General features: G+C 74.3%; 24 protein-coding genes. 6 read left to right on the forward strand and 18 right to left on the reverse strand.

From position 1 onward, the window contains the following. Positions 1-73 precede the first annotated feature (73 nt). From FZC61_RS15410 to FZC61_RS15440, 7 genes are read right to left on the reverse strand one after another with little or no spacing between them, the layout of a single operon-like run. Entirely contained in the window at positions 74-1,201 is a 1,128-nt protein-coding gene (locus FZC61_RS15410; protein WP_148615062.1) for a sensor histidine kinase, read from the reverse strand. Beyond that, entirely contained in the window at positions 1,198-1,947 is a 750-nt protein-coding gene (locus tag FZC61_RS15415) for a response regulator transcription factor (protein ID WP_148615063.1), read from the reverse strand. The genes FZC61_RS15410 and FZC61_RS15415 overlap by 4 nt, the downstream gene beginning before the upstream one ends. Beyond that, entirely contained in the window at positions 1,947-2,381 is a 435-nt protein-coding gene (locus FZC61_RS15420) for a hypothetical protein (protein ID WP_148615064.1), read from the reverse strand. Before FZC61_RS15420 ends, FZC61_RS15415 begins: the two co-directional genes overlap by 1 nt. Then, on the reverse strand, positions 2,378-3,562 hold the full coding sequence (locus FZC61_RS15425) for a molybdopterin-dependent oxidoreductase (RefSeq protein ID WP_148615065.1): 1,185 nt from the start codon (positions 3,560-3,562) through the stop codon (positions 2,378-2,380). Before FZC61_RS15425 ends, FZC61_RS15420 begins: the two co-directional genes overlap by 4 nt. Next, entirely contained in the window at positions 3,559-4,206 is a 648-nt protein-coding gene (locus FZC61_RS15430; RefSeq protein WP_148615066.1) for a methyltransferase domain-containing protein, read from the reverse strand. The genes FZC61_RS15425 and FZC61_RS15430 overlap by 4 nt, the downstream gene beginning before the upstream one ends. Continuing rightward, entirely contained in the window at positions 4,203-4,910 is a 708-nt protein-coding gene (locus FZC61_RS15435) for a TIGR04282 family arsenosugar biosynthesis glycosyltransferase (RefSeq protein ID WP_148615067.1), read from the reverse strand. The genes FZC61_RS15430 and FZC61_RS15435 overlap by 4 nt, the downstream gene beginning before the upstream one ends. Next, positions 4,907-5,566, reverse strand: a complete 660-nt coding sequence (locus tag FZC61_RS15440; protein ID WP_148615068.1) for a glycosyltransferase family 2 protein — start codon at positions 5,564-5,566, stop codon at positions 4,907-4,909. Before FZC61_RS15440 ends, FZC61_RS15435 begins: the two co-directional genes overlap by 4 nt. A gap of 127 nt (positions 5,567-5,693) precedes the next feature. On the opposite strand from FZC61_RS15440, the gene FZC61_RS15445 reads away from it, so the two are divergent. Further along, complete coding sequence (locus FZC61_RS15445) at positions 5,694-7,091, forward strand: hypothetical protein (protein WP_148615069.1); 1,398 nt, start codon at positions 5,694-5,696, stop codon at positions 7,089-7,091. Between the two features lie 37 nt (positions 7,092-7,128). Here the strand turns inward: FZC61_RS15445 and FZC61_RS15450 are convergent, their stop codons facing one another. The 6 genes from FZC61_RS15450 to FZC61_RS15475 form a co-directional block, all read right to left on the reverse strand. Continuing rightward, on the reverse strand, positions 7,129-8,184 hold the full coding sequence (locus FZC61_RS15450) for an NAD-dependent epimerase/dehydratase family protein (protein WP_148615070.1): 1,056 nt from the start codon (positions 8,182-8,184) through the stop codon (positions 7,129-7,131). A 43-nt stretch (positions 8,185-8,227) separates the two neighbouring features. Continuing rightward, complete coding sequence (locus tag FZC61_RS15455) at positions 8,228-8,740, reverse strand: hypothetical protein (protein ID WP_148615071.1); 513 nt, start codon at positions 8,738-8,740, stop codon at positions 8,228-8,230. Between the two features lie 48 nt (positions 8,741-8,788). After that, positions 8,789-9,607 (reverse strand): S-methyl-5'-thioadenosine phosphorylase, encoded by an 819-nt coding sequence (locus FZC61_RS15460; RefSeq protein ID WP_148615072.1) that lies wholly within the window; start codon positions 9,605-9,607, stop codon positions 8,789-8,791. Positions 9,608-9,669: 62 nt separating this feature from the next. Beyond that, positions 9,670-10,173 (reverse strand): hypothetical protein, encoded by a 504-nt coding sequence (locus FZC61_RS15465; protein WP_148615073.1) that lies wholly within the window; start codon positions 10,171-10,173, stop codon positions 9,670-9,672. Positions 10,174-10,249: 76 nt separating this feature from the next. Next, complete coding sequence (locus FZC61_RS15470) at positions 10,250-10,441, reverse strand: DUF3046 domain-containing protein (RefSeq protein WP_148615074.1); 192 nt, start codon at positions 10,439-10,441, stop codon at positions 10,250-10,252. A 6-nt stretch (positions 10,442-10,447) separates the two neighbouring features. Further along, the gene (locus FZC61_RS15475; protein ID WP_246142724.1) at positions 10,448-11,581 is read right to left on the reverse strand and encodes an SAM-dependent methyltransferase; all 1,134 of its coding nucleotides are present in this window, start codon (positions 11,579-11,581) and stop codon (positions 10,448-10,450) included. Between the two features lie 71 nt (positions 11,582-11,652). Here FZC61_RS15475 and FZC61_RS15480 point away from each other — a divergent pair, with 71 nt between their 5' ends. Beyond that, the gene (locus tag FZC61_RS15480) at positions 11,653-12,162 is read left to right on the forward strand and encodes a GNAT family N-acetyltransferase (RefSeq protein WP_148615076.1); all 510 of its coding nucleotides are present in this window, start codon (positions 11,653-11,655) and stop codon (positions 12,160-12,162) included. Here FZC61_RS15480 and FZC61_RS15485 read toward each other — a convergent pair. The 3 genes from FZC61_RS15485 to FZC61_RS15495 are packed head-to-tail and all read right to left on the reverse strand — an operon-like array spanning position 12,155 to position 14,759. Next, positions 12,155-12,967 carry an ABC transporter permease gene (locus tag FZC61_RS15485; protein ID WP_246142725.1) on the reverse strand — a complete coding sequence of 271 codons (813 nt, stop codon included), beginning with the start codon at positions 12,965-12,967 and terminating at the stop codon, positions 12,155-12,157. The genes FZC61_RS15480 and FZC61_RS15485 overlap by 8 nt on opposite strands. Continuing rightward, on the reverse strand, positions 12,964-13,812 hold the full coding sequence (locus FZC61_RS15490) for an ABC transporter permease (protein ID WP_148615077.1): 849 nt from the start codon (positions 13,810-13,812) through the stop codon (positions 12,964-12,966). The genes FZC61_RS15485 and FZC61_RS15490 overlap by 4 nt, the downstream gene beginning before the upstream one ends. Next, the gene (locus FZC61_RS15495) at positions 13,812-14,759 is read right to left on the reverse strand and encodes an ABC transporter ATP-binding protein (RefSeq protein WP_148615212.1); all 948 of its coding nucleotides are present in this window, start codon (positions 14,757-14,759) and stop codon (positions 13,812-13,814) included. Before FZC61_RS15495 ends, FZC61_RS15490 begins: the two co-directional genes overlap by 1 nt. A gap of 67 nt (positions 14,760-14,826) precedes the next feature. On the opposite strand from FZC61_RS15495, the gene FZC61_RS15500 reads away from it, so the two are divergent. Next, positions 14,827-15,366, forward strand: coding sequence for an ATP-dependent endonuclease (locus FZC61_RS15500; RefSeq protein WP_148615078.1), 540 nt, complete (start codon positions 14,827-14,829; stop codon positions 15,364-15,366). Here the strand turns inward: FZC61_RS15500 and FZC61_RS15505 are convergent. Continuing rightward, a complete protein-coding gene (locus FZC61_RS15505) occupies positions 15,345-15,800 on the reverse strand; it encodes an HNH endonuclease (protein ID WP_148615079.1) in 456 nt (151 codons plus the stop codon). The genes FZC61_RS15500 and FZC61_RS15505 overlap by 22 nt on opposite strands. Positions 15,801-15,917: 117 nt before the next feature. Next, positions 15,918-17,522 carry an N-6 DNA methylase gene (locus tag FZC61_RS15510; protein WP_148615080.1) on the reverse strand — a complete coding sequence of 535 codons (1,605 nt, stop codon included), beginning with the start codon at positions 17,520-17,522 and terminating at the stop codon, positions 15,918-15,920. 70 nt (positions 17,523-17,592) lie between these two features. On the opposite strand from FZC61_RS15510, the gene FZC61_RS15515 reads away from it, so the two are divergent. Genes FZC61_RS15515 through FZC61_RS15525 form a run of 3 tightly spaced genes read left to right on the forward strand, consistent with a single transcriptional unit; the run spans position 17,593 to position 20,314 of the window. After that, positions 17,593-19,005 (forward strand): nicotinate phosphoribosyltransferase, encoded by a 1,413-nt coding sequence (locus tag FZC61_RS15515; RefSeq protein ID WP_148615081.1) that lies wholly within the window; start codon positions 17,593-17,595, stop codon positions 19,003-19,005. Continuing rightward, positions 19,002-19,574: an isochorismatase family protein gene (locus FZC61_RS15520; protein WP_148615082.1), complete on the forward strand. Its 573-nt coding sequence runs from the start codon at positions 19,002-19,004 to the stop codon at positions 19,572-19,574. The genes FZC61_RS15515 and FZC61_RS15520 overlap by 4 nt, the downstream gene beginning before the upstream one ends. Beyond that, entirely contained in the window at positions 19,571-20,314 is a 744-nt protein-coding gene (locus tag FZC61_RS15525) for an NUDIX hydrolase (RefSeq protein ID WP_148615083.1), read from the forward strand. The genes FZC61_RS15520 and FZC61_RS15525 overlap by 4 nt, the downstream gene beginning before the upstream one ends. Positions 20,315-20,383: the final 69 nt, after the last annotated feature.

Genomic DNA, 20,383 nt, shown 5'->3' on the forward strand with positions numbered 1-20,383 from the left:
GCGCCTCCAACAGGTCTCAATCTAGGCCGAACACGTGTTCGAAGCCACTCGACACGCCGACGTCCTGACGAGGTCAGACGGGCAGGGGCAGGCGCACCAGGAAGCGGCACCCGGCGGTGTCGAGGTTGTGCACGCTGACCTCGCCCTCGTGGGCCTCGACGATCCCCTTGACGATGGCCAGGCCCAGGCCCGCCCGGGCGTCGGCCCCCCACAGGTCGGGGGTGCGGGCCGAGGAGCCGGTCCAGGCGATGTCGAAGACCCGGTCGAGGTCGGCCTGGGCGATGCCGCCGCAGCCGTCGCTGACGCTCAGCTCGACGGCGCCGTCGGCGACACCGGCGTTGATGTGCACGGCACCGCCCTCGGGCGTGTGGCGCACGGCGTTGGCGACCAGGTTGGCCAGCACGCGGGTCAGGCCGGCCGGGTCGACGTTGACCACGAGGCCGGGCTCGACGTTGCCGCCCAGGCGCACGCCCTGCGACCGGGCGACCGGCTCGGCCGCCGCGATCGCCTCGCTGACCAGGTCGTCGAGGGGCAGCGGCTGGGGCGCCATCGGCAGCACGCCGGCGTGGATGCGCGAGAGCTCGAAGAGGTCGTCGACCATGCGCGACATCCGGTCGACCTCGAGGCGGATCTGGTGGTGGTAGCGGCTCGGGTCGGGGGCGACGCCGTCCTCGAGCGCCTCGGTCATCGCACGCAGTCCGGCCAACGGTGTGCGCAGGTCGTGCGAGACCCACGAGACGAGCTCGCGACGGGCGGTCTCGACGCGCGCCTCACGCGCCCGCGACTCGGCCAGGCGCGCCTGCATCTCGCCGAGCTCGAGGCCCAGGGCGCGGAACTCGGCCGGGCCGCTGGTCGTCGCAGCCACCGGGGGCCCGCCGTCGCCCACGCGGCGTACGTCGGCGCGCAGGGCCGCGGAGAAGCGGGTGAGGGCGGCGGACAGGGCCAGGGCGACCACCAGCGCGATGACCGCGGCGCCGACGGTGACCAGGGTGACCACGCCGAGGTCGTGCTCGGAGATGAGCATCCGCTGCGAGACCGCGAGGATGCCCGCGAGCACGGAGCCGATCGCGACCACCGCGACCAGGGCCAGCTGCCAGCGCAGCGAGCGGCGGCGCAGCAGGTAGCCGGCACCGAGGCCGCCCACGCCCACCGCGGCCGCGGCGGCGGCGGCCACCACCAGGATCTCGGTCTTGTCGTTCATGCGCCTGCCGCTCCATCTGCTCGTGTGACTCGATCTGCTCCCGGCGGTTCTACCGGTCCTGCGGGCTCCCAGCGGTATCCCACGCCCCACACGGTCACCAGCCGCACCGGTGCGGCCGGGTCGCGCTCGACCTTCTCGCGCACCCGGCGCACGTGCACCGTGACCGTCGACTGGTCACCGATGGTCCAGCCCCACACCTGCTCGAGGAGCTGGTCGCGCGAGTAGGCCACCCCGGGGTGGGCCAGGAAGTGGCGGAGCAGGTCGAACTCGCGTCCGGTCAGCGCCAGCACCTCGCCGCCCAGGGTCGCCTCACGCCGTATGCCGTCGACGACGAGGTCACCGTCGCGGACGACGTCGGGCAGCCCGCCCTCGTCGTCGGCCGCGACGCCGGTACGGCGCAGCAGCGACTCGACCCGCAGCACGAGCTCACGGGGGCTGAACGGCTTGGTGACGTAGTCGTCGGCACCCAGCTCGAACCCGTCGACGCGAGACTCCTCCCCCGCCAGGGCGCTGAGCATGATCACCGGCACGTCGCCGGCCGCACGCATCCTGCGGCACATCTCGCGCCCGTCCATCGTGGGCATCATCAGGTCGAGCACGACGAGGTCGGCGGGCGTGCGCCGCATCAGCTCGAGTCCCGCCAGCCCGTCGTCGGCCTCGTCGACCTCGTGGCCCGCTGCGCGCAGGTAGGAGGTGACGACCTCACGCACCGTGCGGTCGTCGTCGACGACGAGGACCCGGGCCATCAGGCGGGCTCGGACCCACCGGCGCCACGGCGCACGCGCACGACGACCGCGACCGCCACGCACGCCACGACGACCCCGGCGAAGACCCACCAGCCCCCGACGAAGTCGCGGTCGAGCAGGGTCAGGTTGTCGGGCTTGCGGCCGTAGGAGAGCAGCACGGGCACGGCCAGCAGGGTCGTCGACCCGAGCACGACCGCGCCCACGACGACGGGCGCCCGGACCACGGCCGGCAGCCCACGGGTGACCAGGACGCCGACGACGAGCGCGGCCGCGGCGATCAGCACGTCGTTGAGGACGACCCCGCCGACGAGGTACTGGACCGTGCTCACGATCTGCGCGGTGGTCTGGCGCGACAGGGTCAACCAGGCGCCGTAGAGACCGAGGGCGACGCCGACGGCCCCGAGCGCGGTCCGGGTCAGGACGGTCCCGCTCATGCCTGGACCTCGATGCTGCCGAGCCACTTGGTCTGCAGCACGCCGGGCCGGTTGGGCGCGATCAGCCGACAGGGGTAGCCGTGGTCGGGGTCGAGCTCCTTGCCGTTGAGCCTGAGGGCGAGCAGCGTGCGGTCGTCGCCGGTGAAGTTCTTCTGCAACGTGTTGACCGTGTAGTAGGGACCGTTCTGCTGGATCGACGAGACGGTGACGTCGCTCTCGGGGTCGGCACCGACCAGCGCCAGGACGTCCGACATCCGGACCCCGGTCCAGTCGCCGTTGGCGCTCCAGCCCTCGACGCAGGCGATCGGAAGGGTCTCGGTGCGCTGCGTCATCCCTGCAAGATCGGCGCGCGACAGGGAGACGCTCTGGTCGCCGTTGGTGACCGTGAGCCGCCAGGAGTCGCCGAGCTCGTCGTCGCCGAGGCCGGCGGCCCGGGCCGTGCGGTTGACCGGGATGCCTTGCGGACCGTCACCGGAACGAATGCCGAAGACCGAGACCGTGCGCAGCCACGGCACGGTCGCGCCGGCGGTGAGCACGACCGCCGTACCGCTGGCGAGCCAGGTCGTGCGCAGCAGCGCGCGCCGCGACATGACGCCCTGGTCGACCGCGGTGGCGCGGTCGTGGGAGTGCGTGTCGTCGACGTCGCCGAGCAGGGCCTCGCGGATCACCGGCAGCTTGACGGCGATGTGGACCAGCAGGGAGCCGATGGCGACCCACGCGACGCCGTAGTGGGCGGCCCGGAAGCCGAAGTGCCAGACGTACCAGGACGCCGTGTTGGTCAGCCCGCTCACGAGCATGAAGATCGACGAGGCGACCAGGGCCAGGATCGAGACCCGCTCGAGCCCGGTCACCAGCAGCTGGCGCACGCGCAGCGACGGCGGACGCTCGAAGAGCCGCGGGTAGACCGTCCACAGCTTGACCAGCAGCAGGGGGACGGCGGCGGTGCCGGTGATCACGTGCAGCCCCTGGGTGACCCGGTAGCCCCACGACGGGCTGGTGGGGAACGGGATCGGCTGCGAGGTGTTCTGGGCGTAGTGGCTGAGCAGCCCGGTCAGGAAGCAGACGCCGAAGCTGAGGCCCAGCCACAGCCCGACGCGCGCCGCGACCGCCGGGCTGCGCAGGCGCGAGGTGAAGTGCTCGGGGGTGGGGCCGGGCAGCTGGGTCGGCAGCGTGCTGGTCATGCGGGTCCCTCCAGGACCACGCACCAGCGCGCCCCGTGCCGGGTGGTGCGGGTGACCGCGAGGCCGGCCTGGCGGGCCAGGTCGGCGACGTCGTCGATGCCGACCACCGACCAGCGGAAGCGGCGGCTCCGGGCACCGGCGCACTCCAGGGTCGCCCACGACGTCTTGTGGGGCACGCCGGGGCCCGCCACCTCCACGACGATGCGCCCGCGCGGGTCGAGGATCTGCCGCACGCGCCGCAGCAGCGACACGGGGTCGCCGCCGATGCCGACGTTGCCGTCGGCGAGCAGGGCGCTGGCCCAGCGCCCCTCCCCCGGCAGCGTGTCGTAGACGTCGCGCAGCAGCGCCGAGGCGCCCCGCTCGAGGGTCTGTCCGACGGCCTCCTGCACCACGTCGATGCCGAGGGCCAGGACACCACGCTCGACCAGGGCGGCCGTCATCCGGCCGGGGCCGCAGCCGATGTCGAGGGTCGGGCCGTAGCAGTGGTCGAGGATCGCCAGGTCCTCGGCGTCGGCGGGCCGGGTCCAGGCGTCGACGGGCAGGTGCTCGGGCGTCTCGTCGAGGCCGATGACGGCGCACGGGTGGCCCTGCAGGGCGTAGGCGAAGACGGTCGAGAAGGACTTCTCCTCCAGCTGGCCGGTCATCGCGCGACCGCCGCGAGCTGCGTCCACCGGGTGGCGAAGCGGGTGTCGGGCGCGGACGCCGCCACCCGGTCGGCGTCGGCGACCGTGTCGACGTCGGTGAGCTCGACGGTCGGGGCCACGTCGAGCCCCCCGGACCGGAGGGCGGCGAGGGTGTGGTCGTAGGTCGTGGGTGCTGACATGGGGACTCCTCGGAGGGTGGCTGCATCAGCGGGGTCACGCAGGGCCAGGACCCACCAGCCGCCGTCGTCGGCGGGGCCGAGCACGGCGTCGTGGTCGCAGAGCTGCGCGGCGACGCCGGCGAGCAGCCCGGGGGTCAGCTGGGGGGTGTCCATGCCGACCTGGACCGTCGGCCCGGCGGTGACCGCGTGGGCGTCGGCGTGGGCGTGGACGAGGCGCTCGTCGAACCCGTCGCCGCGCTGGGCCACCACGACCCAGTCGGCCAGGGCGCGACGCAGGTCGGCGGAGCGCTCGGCGGCGTCGAGGTCGCCAGTCAGCGCGACCACCCGGCGCGGCGCGTCGGCGCACGCGGCGAGGGTGTCGAGCAGCGCGGCCGCGGCGAGGTCGGCGGCTGCGACGGCACCGATGTCGGCGCCCAACCGGGTCTTGGCCTGCCCCGCGACGGGGGCCTTGGCGACGACCAGGGCGGTCCAACCGGCCGGGGCGCTCGTCGGGCCGCTCGTCGGGCCGCTCGTCGGGCCGCTCATCGCGACAGCACCTTCGCGAAGTCGCGGGCGGTGCGCACGGTGCCGGTCACCGAGCCGGACACCTTGGAGCGGGTGCCCTCGGCCCGTGGGTGGTAGCTGACGTCGTGCTCGCTGAAGCGCCACCCGCTGGCGGTCGCCTTCTGCAGCAGCTCGACGGGGTAGCCGAAGCGCCGGTCGCGGACGTCGAGGGCGAGCAGCGCCTCGCGGCGACACACGCGCAGGGGCGCGATGTCGTGGGCGTCGAGGTGGATGCGGCGGCGCAACCAGGCGACGATCAGGGCGTTGCCGGCCCGGGCGTGCCAGGGCCACACGCCCCGGGAGACCGGGCGACGGCGTCCGACGGCGAGGTCGGCGCGACCGGCGCGCACCTCGGCGAGCAGGGGCAGCACCTCGTCGGGGTCGAAGGACCCGTCTGCGTCCATGAAGGCCACGTAGGTGTTCGTCGCGGCGAGCAGACCGGCCTGCACGGCAGCACCGTAGCCCGGGGTCGCCTCGTGCACGACCCTGGCGCCGAGCGCGCGGGCGACGTCGGCGGTGCCGTCGGTGGAGCCGTTGTCGACGACGATCACCGACAGGTCGGGCGGGATGCGGGAAAGCAGGGCGCGCAAGGCAGCGGCCTCGTCGCGGCAGGGGAGGATGAGGTCGCAGTCTGGCATGGTGCTGACAATCTAGGGGTCCACGACCTCCGGGAGCCCACCCGAAGGCTTACAACCCTGTGACACGTCCGGACCCGGGCCGCGCCGGGCTCGTCGGGGGGCCGACGCGTCGTTAGGGTCGGAGCCGATGACCTCGACGACGACACCACCGGCTGCGGCGACCGAGCCCGACGCCCGCCGGGTCACGACGGCGGCGTGGGTCGGCGTCTCGCTGTCGGTCGTCCTGCTGGTGCTGGCCTTCGGGCTGCCGCACCTGCTGTCGTTCGACACCTTCTCGCGCACCCGCTATCCCGGCGAGGACCCGGTGCCGCCGCTGCGCGGCTACCTCGAGGTCAAGGCCGTCGGAGTCCCCACCCTGCGTCTGGTGCTCGTCGGGGTGCTGGCGTGGTTGTTCCTGCCCCGGCTCGCCGCGACCGCGCGGTGGCCGGTGCTCCTGCTGGCGTCGTACGCCGTGGGGCTGGTCTGGCTGCTCACGCTCGCCCTCGTCGACGGGTCCGAGGGGCTCTCGCGGGTCGAGGACATGCCCGGTGAGTACCTCGAGACCGCCCGCACGGTCGGCGACGTGCCCCAACTGCTCGACACCTACGTCGACGGCATCAGCTACGGCGAGCCCGACAGCTGGCCCACGCACGTGTCGGGCCACCCGCCCGGGGCCCTGCTGTTCTTCGTGACGCTGGTGCGACTGGGGGTCACCACCTCCTTCGGCGCCGGCCTGGCCATCACGCTCGTCGCGGCGGCGTCGGTCCCCGGCGTGCTGGTCGCGCTCAGGGCCCTCGACGCCGAGGCCCTGGCCCGCCGGGCCCTGCCGTTCCTGGTCCTCACCCCCGCAGCGGTGCTGATGGCCGTCTCGGGCGACGCGGTGTTCATGACGGTCACGTCGTGGGGGCTGGCCCTGCTCGCCCTGGCCGCGACCTCGTCGACACCGCGCCGCCTGGTGGGCTGGTCGTTGCTCGCGGGGCTGGTGCTCGGACTGTCGGTCTTCATGTCCTACGGGCTGCTGCTCATCGGTCCGGTCGCCCTGGCCGTGCTCGCCGCGGCCCGGTCGTGGCGCCCGCTGCCGTGGGCGGTCGCCGGCGCGCTCGTGGTGGTCGCGGCCTTCGGGGCGTTCGGCTTCTTCTGGTGGGAGGCCTACCCGGCGGTGCACGACCGCTACTTCGCCGGGCTGGGCGGCAAGCGTCCTCAGGCCTACTGGGCCTGGGGCAACCTCGGCGCGCTGCTCGTCAGCGCCGGCCCGGTGCTCGGCGCGGGCCTGGCCTGCGCGCTGCCCGGCCTGCGCACGACGGTCCGCGGCCCGGTCGGCCCCCGGCGTACGGCGGTGCTGCTGTCGTTGGGCGCCGCGGTGGCCGTGGGGGCCGCCGACCTCTCGGGGATGAGCAAGTCGGAGGTCGAGCGGATCTGGCTGCCGTGGGTGCCGTGGCTGCTGCTGTCGACCGCCCTGCTGCCCGAGCGGTGGCGCCGCCCGGCGCTGGCGGTGCAGGTGGTCACGGCGGTCCTGCTGCAGCAGCTGGTCTTCACGCAGTGGTGAGCCCACGAGCGTCGTACGACGTCACCCCACGGTGGTCCTAGGCGCGCAGCGGGGCGGTCGCGAACGCCCGCAGGCCGTCGGCCGGCAGCACCTGCGCGGTGAAGCCGAGCCGTTCGGCCGCCCGGGCGGGCGAGGCGACGACGTGGCGCACGTCGCCGAGGCGGAAGCCGCCGGTGACCTCGGGCTCGATGTCGGCGCCGGGGACCCCCTCGCTGACCAGCCGGGCGACCTCGAGGATCGAGACGGGGTGGCCGGAGGCGACGTTGTAGGCGTCGTAGGCCGCCGACGGACCGGCGACGACCGCCTCGAGGGCGAGCACGTTGGCGCGGGCGACGTCGGCGACGTGGACGAAGTCACGGGCCTGGGCGCCGTCCTCGTAGACCTTGGGTCGCTCGCCGCGCTCGAGGGAGGAGCGGAACATCGCGGCGACGCCGGAGTAGGGGGTGTCGCGGGGCATGCCCGGGCCGTAGACGTTGTGGTAGCGCAGCGCCACCGCGGCCGCGTCGGCCTGGCGCACCCACGCCGCCGCGTAGTGCTCCTGGGCCAGCTTGCTGGCGGCGTAGGAGCTGCGGGGGTCGAGGCGGGCGTCCTCGTCGACGGTGGCCCAGGCCAGCGGCTCGCCGCACACGCCGCAGTGGTTGTCGAAGTCGCCGGCCTCGAGCGCGGCCACCGCCCGCGGCGGCGGCACCTGGTCGCTGTGGGTGGCGCAGGTGTAGCGCCCCTCGCCGTAGACGACCATCGAGCTGGCCAGCACCAGCCGGTCGACGCCCGCGGTGTGCATCGCGGCCAGCAGGGCGGCCGTGCCGAGGTCGTTGTGGGCGGCGTACGCCGGCAGGTCGGCCACGGTGACCCCGGCCCCCACGACGGCGGCCTGGTGGCAGACCGCGTCGACGCCGGCGAGCAGCGGCGCCCACCGCTGGTCGTCGACCGCGTCGCGCACGTCGAGCCGGTGGGTGCCCTCCGGCGGCGTGGACGCACCGTGGGCCTGGGCGAGCATCACGTCGACCCGCACCACCTCGTGCCCGGCCTGCTCGAGGGCCGCGCCGATCGCCGCACCGATGAAGCCGGCCGAGCCGGTGAGGAGGACGCGCATGCACCCACCCTAGGAAGGTCGGGACCGACGGCGGTCAGGTGGGTCAGGAGGTGACGCAGTGGTGCCAGAACAGCTGGGTGCCGGCGTCGCTGAAGGCGTTGAAGGCCCGGTCGAAGGCGATCGGCGTGAAGGGACTGGCGGCGGTGTAGTCGCCGGTGAACTCGTACTGGCCCGGGTTGCCGTCGGCCCAGTCGAAGTCCTCGGTGTGGGCCGCGATCCACCGGGTCTCGGCGGTGGTCGGCAGCCGGCCGTTGCGACCGTCGCAGTCGTCGATCGCCGCCTGGTAGGACGTCGGCCCGCTCGACGCCCGGCGCACGCACCCGCCGAAGACCCCCACCTCACCGGTAGCGCACGCCTTGTCGAGCTTGACCCGTGGGACGGAGCGGTTCTTGAGGTCCTGACCGGTGAGCCCGCCGTTGCGGACGTCGCGGCCCTGGATCGTGCCGTCCTTGATCTGGCGCGAGGTGATCTTGCCCGCGGCGTAGCCGGTGCCCCCGGCGGCCAGGACGAGGGCGAGGACGGCGACGAGCAGGGACGGCGAGACTCGGGTGCGCATGGCCGGACGCTAGGACGGGCCCGGCCTCGGGGGAATGGCCCGAACGGGTCAGGCGGTCGGGCCCGGGACGTCGTAGGTGAGCGCGACGCCGTCGGCCCAGGTCGAGCAGCCGCAGCCCTCGGGGTCGGGCAGGTGGGTGATCGTGTCGGTGAGCAGGCCGGTGAGGCGCTCGAGGTTGGCCTTGAACAGCGCGAAGACCTGCTCCTGGCCGACGCCCTCGCCGGACTCGGCGCCGGCGTCCATGTCGGTGACCAGCGCGATCGGGGCGTAGCACTGGCGCATCTCGCGGGCCAGGGCCGCCTCGGGGGCGCCGGTCATGTTGATCAGGTCCCACCCCTGGGCGGCGTAGTGCTGCGACTCGGCGCGCGTGGAGAAGCGCGGTCCCTCGATGACGACCATGGTGCCGCCCTGGCGTACGTCGGGCGCGGCGGCGGCCACGGCGGCGGAGACGCCCGGGCAGTAGGGGTCGGCGAACGGCAGGTGGCAGGCGCCGGACTCGACGAACGACCCGACCCGGCGATGGGTCCGGTCGACGAGCTGGTCGGGCACCACGACGTCGCCGGGTGCGACCCCGTCGGGCCCGGTGGACAGACCGCCCACGGCACACGGCGCGAGCACCTGGCGCACCCCGAGCGAGCGCAGCGCCCACGCGTTGGCGCGGTAGGGGATGCCGTGCGGCGGGTGCCGATGGTCCTGGCCGTGACGGGGCAGGAACGCGACCCGGCGGCCGGCCACCTCGCCGACGGCGATCGGGCCGGACGGGTCGCCGTAGGGCGTCTGGACGGCGTGCTCGGTGACGTCACCGGTGAGGAAGGAGTAGAAGCCGGTGCCGCCGATGACGGCCACGTCTGCGATCGGGAGGGTCACCGGGCCATCGTCTCAGGTGGGGTCAGCCGGCGTCCGGCGGCGTCGGGCGGCGTCGGGTGGCGTCAGGACGCGCACTCGGTGAGGCCGTAGTCGGTCAGGGCGGTGTTGACCTCGGCGAAGGGGTTCTCGTCGCCGGTGAGCAGGGTCGGGTCGGCCTCGATCTCGTCGAGCGCGGTGCTCGCGTCGGTGAGCGTGGAGTCGAGGAGCTCGGCGTCGTCCTCGGGGAAGCCGAGCGCCCGGATGTCCTCGAGCTGGCCGCGCACGTTGGGCACCAGCACGTCGGTCGCGAACGCCGCCACCGCGTCCGGGTCCTGCGGGTCGACGTCGGCACCGGCCGTCGCGAGCTCGCCGTTGCCGGCGGCGCAGACCTCGTTGGCCCGGGTGACGAACTCGTCCTTGGTGGGCCCGGCGGTCTCGGCGGCGTCGGTCTCGGGGGCGGCGCTCTCGCTGCTGCCGGCCCGGTCGGCGGGCGCGGTGTCCTCGGCGTCGGTGTCGCCACCCCCGCAGCCCGTGAGGACGAGGGGGAGCAGGAGGGCGGCGGCGGACAGGGCGAGGGTGCGCTTCACGGGCGCGAGCCTAGGGATCGCGGCGCGACCTGCCTACCGAGGACCAGACCGGTCCCGGTGGACCCGGGCCCGGCGCTCAGCGCTCGGTGTCGGGCAGGCCGAGGGTCTGCCAGACCGCGGCCCAGACCCGCTTGGGGGCGACCCCGGCGTCGAGCGCGTCCTGGGCGGTGAGCCCGAGGTCGGACATCACGACCTGGGTCGCCCACACGCGGTAGTAGCCGGTGCCGAGCGTGTGCTCGAGCCGGGACCAGAACTCGGTGTGCCTCACGGGTCCCTACGCTAGGCGACGGGTGGCGAGCACCGAGAGCCAGCGCTCTCCGCGCTTCCCGTCGCCGTGCTCCAGGCGGTCGACGGCCCACCCGGCGCCGACGAGCACGTCCTGCAGGTCGGGGGCGCGCCAGTAGGTGAACATCCGCGGCACCCCGATGCTGCCGTGGGTCGACCAGCCCTCGCCGTCGCCCTCCTTGACCGCCAGCCGCAGCACTCCCCCGGGCCTGGTGACCGCCGCCAGGCGCCCCAGGACCGTCGGCACGTCGGCGCGCGCGACGTGCAGGAGGCTCGCGTTGGCCCAGACGCCGTCGTGCAGCCCGTCGGGCGCGACGGTGCGGTCGGCTCCGAGGTCGTCGGTCAACGGGTCGAGCACCTCGGCGTCGTGGCCGGCGTCGCGCAGCAGCGCGACGAAGCCCGGAGCGACGTCGGTACGCCGGACGCGCAGCCCCCGAGCCTCGAGCTCGCGCGCGTCGCGCCCGCCCCCGCTGCCGATCTCGAGCACCAGCGCGCCCGGCGCCAGGCGGGCGGCGACCTCGTCGAGGCCGGCGCGGACCCGGTCGTCGAGCGGGGCCGAGGCGTCGCGGTAGTCGGCGGCCTGCTGGTCGTAGGCGGCGACCGTGAGCGCGCGTCGCACGTCCCACGCGTGGTGCACCACGTCGTGCAGGTGGTAGCGCGCGATCGAGTCGACGGTGAAGGTGCTGCCGTTGCTGCGGACACCGGCCCGGCCGAGGTCGTGGGTCGCCACGGCGTCGTAGCGGGCGGCGACGGCGTCGGCCGCGGCGAGCAGTGCCGGTCCGACCTCGGCCGGGTCGGCCAGGTCGTAGCGCTGCTCGACGGCGGTGGCGTCCTGGTCCCAGTCGTCGAAGAGCGGCCCGTCCTCGGCCAGCATCAGCGCGACCCGCTGGTCGAAGACCGTATGGACGTCGCGGACGTGGCAGGCGTACTCGGTCACCGACCAGGTGCCGGGCCCCGGTCGCCGCGACGGCGCCGGCCCCGCCAGGACCACCGGCCACAGCGCCGCGTTGGCGCGGATCGCGTCGCCGACCCGGGCGACGTCGACGTCGCCGGCCACGAAGCCGCACTCGGGGCACGGCGTCGCCAGCACCCACGTCCAGTCCTTGCCGTCGGGCTCGATCACGCGACCGATTCAACCAAGCACGCAGGTGCCCGGTCCCCCGCGATACGGCCAACCTGCGACAGGATGCCGCCATGGTGGCCCCTGCGATGCCGACGGTCCGCGACGCGACCCCCGACGACCTCCCGGCGGTCAAGGCGATCTACGACGAGCAGGTGGCGCACGGCATCGCGACCTTCGACACCACAGCGCCGCCGCTGGACCACTGGCGCGACCGGCTCGACTCGCCCGGGCACCTGCTCGTCGCGGTCGAGGACACGACGGTCGTCGGCTACGCCTTCTCCTCGACCTTCCGGCCGCGGGCGGCGTACGACCGCACCCAGGAGGTCTCGGTCTACCTCGACGCGCGCGCCCGGGGCCGTGGCCTGGGGCGCGCGCTGTACGACGTGCTGCTGGCCCGGTTGCGGGACGACGGGATCCACACCGTGCTGGCGGTGGTCGCCCTGCCCAACGACGCCAGCGAGGCGCTGCACCGCGGGTGCGGGTTCGAGCGCGTCGGAGTGCTGCCCGAGGTCGGCCACAAGCTCGGCCGGTGGATCGACACCGCGCTCTACGCGCGGGTGCTCGACGACGGCCTCACGTGAGCAGCAGGGTGCCGAGCCGCCGGCGGACCACCACGAGACCGATCGTGCCCATCACCAGCAGGTAGACCACCGAGATCGCCGACTCGACGCTCACCGCGCCGGTGGTGAGCTCGCGGCAGAGCACGACCCCGCGGTAGAGCGGGGTGCACTCCACGACCCAGCGCAGCCACCCCTCGAAGGCCGTGACGGGGAAGAAGGTGGCCGAGAACAGGAACAGCGGCACCTGCACGAGCGTGACCTTCTCGAAGTCCTGCCACGACGTGAACCACGTGGTGCACGCCATCGCCATCGCGCTGAACGCGAAGCCGATCAGCAGCGCGGCGGGCAGGGCGAGCACGGCCCACCAGGTGTGGATGTAGCCGAGCAGCAGCATCACCACCAGGAACGCCGCGGAGTACGACCCACCGCGCAGCTGGCCCCACACGACCTCCCCGCGCGCGACGTCGCCGGTGCCGACGGGGGTCGCGAGCACGGAGTCGTAGAGGCGTTGGTGCTTGAGCTTGAAGAAGAAGTTGAAGCAGCTGTCGAGCAGCGCGCCGTTGAACGCCGAGGCGGCGAGCATGCCGGGGGCGACGAACTCGGCGTAGGGCACCTGCTGGCCGTTGAACTCGAAGGTGTCGATCAGCTGACCGACGCCGATGCCGATCGAGAGCAGGTAGAAGACCGGCTCGAGGAAGCCGGTGATGAACAGCTTCCACTCCGAGCGGTAGGTGATGGCGTTGCGCTCGACGAGCAGGAGCGTGGCCTGCCACGAGGTCAGCGGCAGGACCCTCAGCCGGGCGGCGGCCGGGCGCGCGGCGCTCACGAGGCCATCCGCCGCTCGAGGCCGCTGGTGGCCCACCACGCGCCGAGACCCGCGACCGCCAGCAGCACGCCCACGTTGAGCAGGGCCGTGCCCGGCTCGAGGGTGGCCAGGCTGCAGGTGCGCGAGAGGTTGACGCCGTGCCACAGCGGCGTGAGCTTGGCGACCACCTCGCCGACGGGGCCGAGGTTGGCCACCGGGAAGAACGCGCCGCTGAACAAGAACAGCGGGAAGACGGCGAGCCGGAACACGACGCCGAACGCGGCGTCGGAGCTGATGCGGCAGGAGTAGCCGTACATCAGCGTCGCGAAGGCCAGGCCGGTCAGGCTCTGGGCGCCGAGGGCCGCGACCGGGCTCCACCACGCGGCGTAGACGTCGAACGGCGCGACGACCAGGTCGAAGATCGCGCACACCACGGTCACCCGCACCCACACGAAGAACAGGTGGGCGACCGCGACCTGGCGCACCGTGATCGGGGTGGCCACCATCGAGTCGTAGACGCGGTTCCACTTGAAGTTGCTGAAGACCGGCCACGAGGTGTCGGCCACCGCGGTCTGCATCGCGTGACCGGCCACCAGGCCCGGCACGATGAACGCGAGGTAGGTCGGGGCGCCCTCGAGCCGGGCGGGGTCGCTGTCGATGAAGCCGCCCAGCAGCACCCCCATCGCCACGACGTAGAAGACCGGGGCGAGGAACGCCGAGACGACCGAGCCGCGCCAGGTGCGCAGCGAGACGGTGAGCCAGTAGGGCGCCATCCGGCGGACTGCCTCGACGGTGGACAGGCGGCCGGCCTGCGCGGCGCGGGGGGTCGCGGCGGCCGGGGTGCGTGCGGTGCCTGCGGTGGCCATCAGTCGACCAGGGTCCGGCCGGTGAGGCGCAGGAAGACGTCCTCGAGGGTGCTGCGGCGCACCAGGGTCGCCACCGGGCGCAGCCCGCGGCCGTGGACGGCCTCGAGGACGGCGTCGCCGTCGGCGCTGTAGACCAGCAGCCGGTCGGGCAGCACCTCGACCCGGTCGCCGTACGCCGCGACCCCGGCGGCATGGGTCTCGTGCGGGTTGGTGTCGTCGTGGCCGTCGCCGAGGCCGAAGCGCAGCTCGGCCACCTCGCGCGAGGAGTGCTGTCGGATGAGGTCGGCCGGGGAGCCCTCGGCGGCCACGACCCCCTTGTCCATGACGACCAGGCGGTCGCACAGCTGCTCGGCCTCGTCCATGTAGTGGGTGGTGATGACCAGCGTGACGCCCTGCTGCTTGAGACGGAACAGCTGGTCCCACAGCACGTGACGGGCCTGCGGGTCCAGGCCGGTGGTCGGCTCGTCGAGCAGCAGCAGGTCGGGACGGTTGACCAGGCTGCGCGCGATCGTGAGACGGCGCTTCATGCCGCCGGACAGGTCGTCGACCTTGGCCCGGGCCTTCTCGGTGAGGTTGACCAGCTCGAGCAGCTCGTCGGCCCGGTCGCGGGCGTCGCTGCGGGAGATGCCGAAGTAGCGGGCGTAGATGACCAGGTTGTCGCGCACGTTGAGCTCGCTGTCGAGGGTGTCCTCCTGCGGGCACACCCCGAGGCGGGCGCGGATCGCGGGACCGTCGGTGGCCGGGTCGAGGCCCAGGATGCTCAGCTCACCACCGCTGACCGGCGAGACCGCGGCGATCATCCGCATCGTCGAGGACTTGCCGGCCCCGTTGGGGCCCAGGAACCCGAACGCCTCGCCGCGACGCACGTCGAGGTCGATGCCCTTCACCGCCTCGAAGGCCGACGCGCCCTCACCGAAGGTCTTGCGCAGCCCGCGCGCCTGGATCATCGACTCCGTCACCCGCGCGACCTTACGTCCACCCACCGACAGGTCCGACGGGGTTACGGTGCCGGGCGTGGTGACCACCGGGTCGGCCGTCGTGCTGGTCGAGGGCGAGAGCGACCGACGCGCCGTGCTCACCCTCGCCCCACGCCTGGGGGTCCCCGTCCCCGAGGTGGTCGTGATGCACGGGATCACCAACCTGCGCGCGCACCTCGCCGCCCGCCACGGCGCTGTGCTGCTGCTGCACGACGCCGCCGAGACCACCTGGGTGGGCCGGGTGCTCACCGACACCACGCGGCCCGACCTCCAGGTCGCCACGTTCGTGTGCGACGTCGACCTGGAGGACGAGCTCGTGCGGGCGGTCGGGGTGCGCGGCGTGCTCGCCGTCGTGGTCGAGCAGGGCGAGCGGGCGGCGTACGAGCGGATGGCGCAGCAGCCCGCGCAGCGCGACCGCACCGACGCCCAGCGGCTGCGCCGGTGGCTGGGTGCGCGCAGCGGCCACAAGACGACGTACGCCGGTCTGCTCGCCGGCGCCGTGCCGCTGGACCGCGTGCCGGTGCCGCTGCGGTCGCTGCTCGCAGCCGCGGATGCTCATGACCAGGCGGCGACCTGAGCGCGGGTGGGGTGCCAGGGCTCGACGCGCAGGTGCATGCCGGCCTCGGCGGGGGTGCGGTTGCCCTTGCGCTCGTTGCAGGAGCCGCAGGCGGCCACGGTGTTGAGCCAGGTCCAGCCGCCGCCGCGCGAGCGCGGGAGCAGATGGTCGATGGTCTCGGCGCGCCCGCCGCAGTAGGCACACCGGTGGCGCTCGCGCGCCAGGACGCCCTGGCGCGTGTAGCCGGCCGGGCGGTAGAGCCACTTCGTGGCGACGTAGCGGACCAGGCGCAGCGCCCGCGGCCACTGGTAGGGCCCGATCATGCGCTCGGGGTGGGCCTCGTGGACCACGGCGACCTCGCGCACGAGCATCTTGACGGCGTGCTTGAAGCTGACCCGGCCCAGCGGCTCGAAGGACGCGTTGAAGAGCAGCACCGTTCCCGTCAGTGTGGTCATGGGGGCCGCTCTCCTCTCCAGGTCGGATCCTACGTTCTCGGTGTGCGATTTCCCCGGGGTTGCAGGCATGTGGTCTCTGCATGAAGCCTCGGGGTCGACCCCGGAAACCGTAAGCAGTCAGGGCCCGGGCCGCACCCCCCTTTTCGCGCGCGGTCGCGCACGCCGCCCCGGGTGGGCCGCACGCTCCAGCCACCAGTCCAGGGCCGCGTGGTCGTCGTACGCCGTGCACATCGCCCGGGCGAGCGCGTCCAGCGCCGCGGGGCGGTCGGTCGGGCACGCGGACTGCGCGGCCTGCGCCAGACCCGCCCCGACGTCCCAGGCCGCGGTGTCGGCGGGCAGTGGGAGTGCGGCGACCTGGCGGGCGCTGAGCTTGATGGCGGTCGCGGTCAGCGCGGTGCCCGCGTAGCGCGCCGCGGCCAGGGCGGCCACGGGCGGCGCGAGCAGCACGGCCAGCACGTGCCAGAGCCGCTCGGGCGCCACGGCCACGGTGACCACCGGCACCGACGGCAGCCAGGCGCCCTCGACGTCGACGACCGCCTCGACCACCCGACCCTGCGGGGCGACCAGCACCTTGGGCACCAGCCGCGCCGCGGCCCACCCGTCAAGCGTGCCCTCGGCGCGCAGGGACGTGAGGTCGACGACCGGTGCCTCCCAGTCCTGCTTGGCGAAACGGGTCGGCGCCTCACCCCAGCGGCAGTGCGCGGGATCGACCAGACCGGCGGTCACCAACGGCGCCCCGGGTCCACCGTCGCGCACGTGGGGCACCAGGCCGTAGTACTGGTCGCGGAAGTCGGCGGTGCACGCCCCGAGGTCGCCGAGCAGGCCGTCGACGACCGGCGCGACCGCCGGGACGCCGAGCGCCGGTGCGTGCAACGCCCCCCACTCGTGGACCGGCAGCGCGACGTCGACGCCGTGCGAGGTCCGCACCCGTTCCTGCGCCGCCCCCACCCACACCACTGGCACGCACGTGAGCACCGAGGTCCCGGGGAAGACCGGCGTCGTCGAGGACCAGAGGTCGGTGACGGCGCCGGCCCGCGCGACGGCGGCCCGCACCGGTCCGGCGTCGCGGGCGGCCAGCAACGACAGGGGTTGCACCATCGCGACGTGGCCGCCGGGACGCACCAGCCCCAGCGCCCGCTGCAGGAAGACCGCGCTGGTGTCGGTGTAGGCCGCGGGCGCCCCGTCGGGCACGGGCGCGCGGGGTCGCAACCGGCCGCCGAACGGAGGGTTTCCCAGCACCACGTCGTACGGCGCGCCGGGGTGCTCCCCCAGCCCGTCACCCACCCGGACCGTGTGCTCCACCAGGGCCGGGTCGGTGCCCGGCGCCTCGATCCGCAGCAGCAGGCGGGCGATGGCGACCGCGACCGGGTCGAGGTCGACGCCGTGGACGCGCCCCACCGCCGCCGGCCCGAGACGGCGGACGACGGCCAGCAGGAAGTTGCCGGTGCCGCAGGCCGGGTCGAGCACCGTGTCGCCCTGCTCGAGGCGCACCCGGTCGAGGACCCAGTCGACCAGCGCCGGCGGCGTGTAGAACGACCCGCTCCCGACCCGGTCGGCCAGCAGCGACTGGTGGACGGCGCCGAGGTGGGCCGCGGCACCGGGAACGAGCCACGGCGCGAGCGCCGGGTCGTGGGTGGCCGCGCCGAGGCCGTGGGCCCCGGCGACCGCCTCGAGGACGGCATTCCACCCGGCAGCACGCACCGCCGCCCGCAGGTCCTCCACGGCACGACCCTAGAGCGACCCGTCGGCGACCGTGTTATAGTCACTTTGACTACAAATCAGGAGCCGCCCGATGAGCCCCGTACACGTCTCCCGCACCACCTCCCGCACCACCTCGCCCGGCCTGCTGACCGACCGCTACGAGCTGACCATGCTCACCTCGTTCGTCACCGACGGCACGGTCGACCACCCCGCGGTGTTCGAGGCCTTCGCGCGACGACTCCCCGAGGGCCGCCGCTACGGCGTCCTCGGCGGGCTGGGTCGGCTGCTGCCGCTGCTCGAGGGGTTCACCTTCGACCCGGCCGAGGTCGACTGGCTGCTCGAGCAGGGGGTCGTCAACGAGCCGACGGCGGCCTACCTGCGCGACTTCGCCTTCCGCGGCGACGTCGACGCCTACCGCGAGGGCGAGCTCTACTTCCCGGGCAGCCCGGTGCTCACGGTGAGCGGCACCCTCGGCGAGTGCGTCGTGCTCGAGACGCTGGTCCTCAGCGTGCTCAACCACGACAGCGCCATCGCCTCCGGCGCGGCCCGCATGGTCGTGGCCGCGGGCGGGCGCGACGGACGCCCGCTGGTCGAGATGGGCGGGCGGCGCACCCACGAGGAGGCGGCGGTGGCCGTCGGCCGGGCGGCCTATGTCGCCGGCTTCGCCTCCACCTCCAACCTCGCCGCGGGCCGGCTCCACGCCGTCCCCACCGTCGGCACGGCCGCGCACGCGTTCACGCTGGCCCACCGCAGCGAGGTCGACGCGTTCCGCAGCCAGGTCGCGGCGCAGGGCGTCGGCACCACGCTGCTGGTCGACACCTACGACACCGCCCAGGGCATCCGCAACGCCGTCGAGGTCGCCGGGCCCGGGCTCGGCGCCGTGCGCATCGACTCCGGCGACCTGGCCGACGAGTCCACCGCGGCCCGGGCGCTGCTCGACGAGCTCGGCGCCACCAGCACCCGGATCACCGTCACCAGCGACCTCGACGAGTACGTCATCGCCGCCCTCGCCGACGCCCCCATCGACGGCTACGGCGTCGGCACCCGGGTCGCGACCGGGTCGGGCCACCCGACGGCCCAGATGGTCTACAAGCTGGTCGCCGTGGGCGACGAGCCCGGCGGCGCGCTGCGCCCGGTCGCGAAGAAGTCGCAGGACAAGGTCTCGGTCGGCGGGCGCAAGACGGCCTACCGCACCCACGACGCCGACGGCACCGTGATCGCGGAGTGGTTCACCACCGACCCCGACGTCCTCCCCGGCGACGGCGACCGTCCCCTGCAGGTCGCCGCGATCCGAAGAGGCGACGTTGTCCACTCCCCCGCGCTCGACGAGGTGCGCGACCACTGCGCCGCCGCCCTCGCCAGCCTCCCGCCCGCGGCGCTCGCCATCACCGGCGGCGGCGCCCACCTGCGGGCTCAGCCCCGCACCGCACCCCAGCCCCGCCCGACCACCGCGACCACCGCGACCACCGCGACCACCGCGACCACCGAAGGAGCCACGGCATGACCCGCGCACTCATCGTCGTCGACGTCCAGAACGACTTCATCGAGGGCGGCTCGCTCGCCGTCACCGGCGGTCGCGACGTCGCGACCCGCATCAGCGAGCACCTCGCCGCCCACGCCGACGACTACGCCGCCGTCGTCGCCTCCCGCGACTGGCACGACGCCCACAGCACCAACGACGGCCACTTCGCGGCCCCGGGCACCGACCCCGACTACGTCCACACCTGGCCGGCGCACTGCGTCTCGACGACCGGCGGCTCCGACTACGCCCCCGAGCTCGTCACCGACCGCATCACCCACCACGTCCGCAAGGGCCGGGGGGTCGCGGCCTACAGCGCCTTCGAGGGCGTCACCGACGACGGCACGACCCTGCGCGAGGTGCTCGACGGCCTCGGCGTCACCGACCTCGACGTCACCGGCATCGCCACCGACCACTGCGTGCGCGCCACGGTGCTCGACGCGCGCCGCGCGGGTTTCGGCGTACGCCTCCTCAAGGGCCTGCACGCCGGCGTCGCGCCCGACTCGAGCGCCGCCGCTCTCGCCGAGATGACCGACGCCGGGGCCGCCGTATGAGCGAGCACCCGCCGTTCGCCGTCACCGTCGACCTCGCGGTCTTCACCATCCGCGACGGCGCCCTGGCCGTGCTCCTGGTCGAGCGCGGCACCGAGCCGTACGCCGGCTCGTGGGCCCTGCCCGGCGGCTTCGTCGGGCCGCACGAGGACGCCGAGACCGCCGCCTGGCGCGAGCTGCTGGAGGAGACCGGCGTGGAGCAGTTCGGGGTCAACGGGGGCCACCTCGAGCAGCTGCGCACCTACTCCGCTCCCGACCGCGACCCCCGGATGCGCGTCGTCTCGGTGGCCCACGTGGCGTTCGCGCCCGACCTGCCCGAGCCCGAGGCCGGCTCCGACGCGGCCGGTGCCCGGTGGTGGGCGGTCGACGACGTGCTGGGCGCCCCCGACGGCCCCGCCCTGGCCTTCGACCACGAGGAGATCCTCACCGACGCCCGCGAGCGGGTGCGCGCCAAGCTCGAGTACACGACCCTGGCCCTCGACTTCGTCACCGAGCCCTTCACCCTGCCCGAGCTGCGCCGCGTGTACGCCGCCGTCTGGGGCGTCGCCCCCGACCTCGGCAACTTCCGCCGCAAGGTCCTCGGCACCGCCGGGTTCGTCGTGTCCACCGATGCACAGGGTGCGCCGGGCGGCGCGACCGGCGCCGGCGCCACGGGTGGGGTCGCCGGGCGCCCCGCGCTGCTCTACCGCCGCGGCGCGGCCACGGTCATCACGCCGCCCATGCTGCGCACCGCCGGCGACTGACGTCGTCGTCAGGCCGACCACGCACCTGACGTCGACGTCGACGCACACCGCGTCGACTTCCGGCCACCC

The organism is Nocardioides rubriscoriae (assembly GCF_008087085.1).
Lineage (GTDB): Bacteria > Actinomycetota > Actinomycetes > Propionibacteriales > Nocardioidaceae > Nocardioides > Nocardioides rubriscoriae.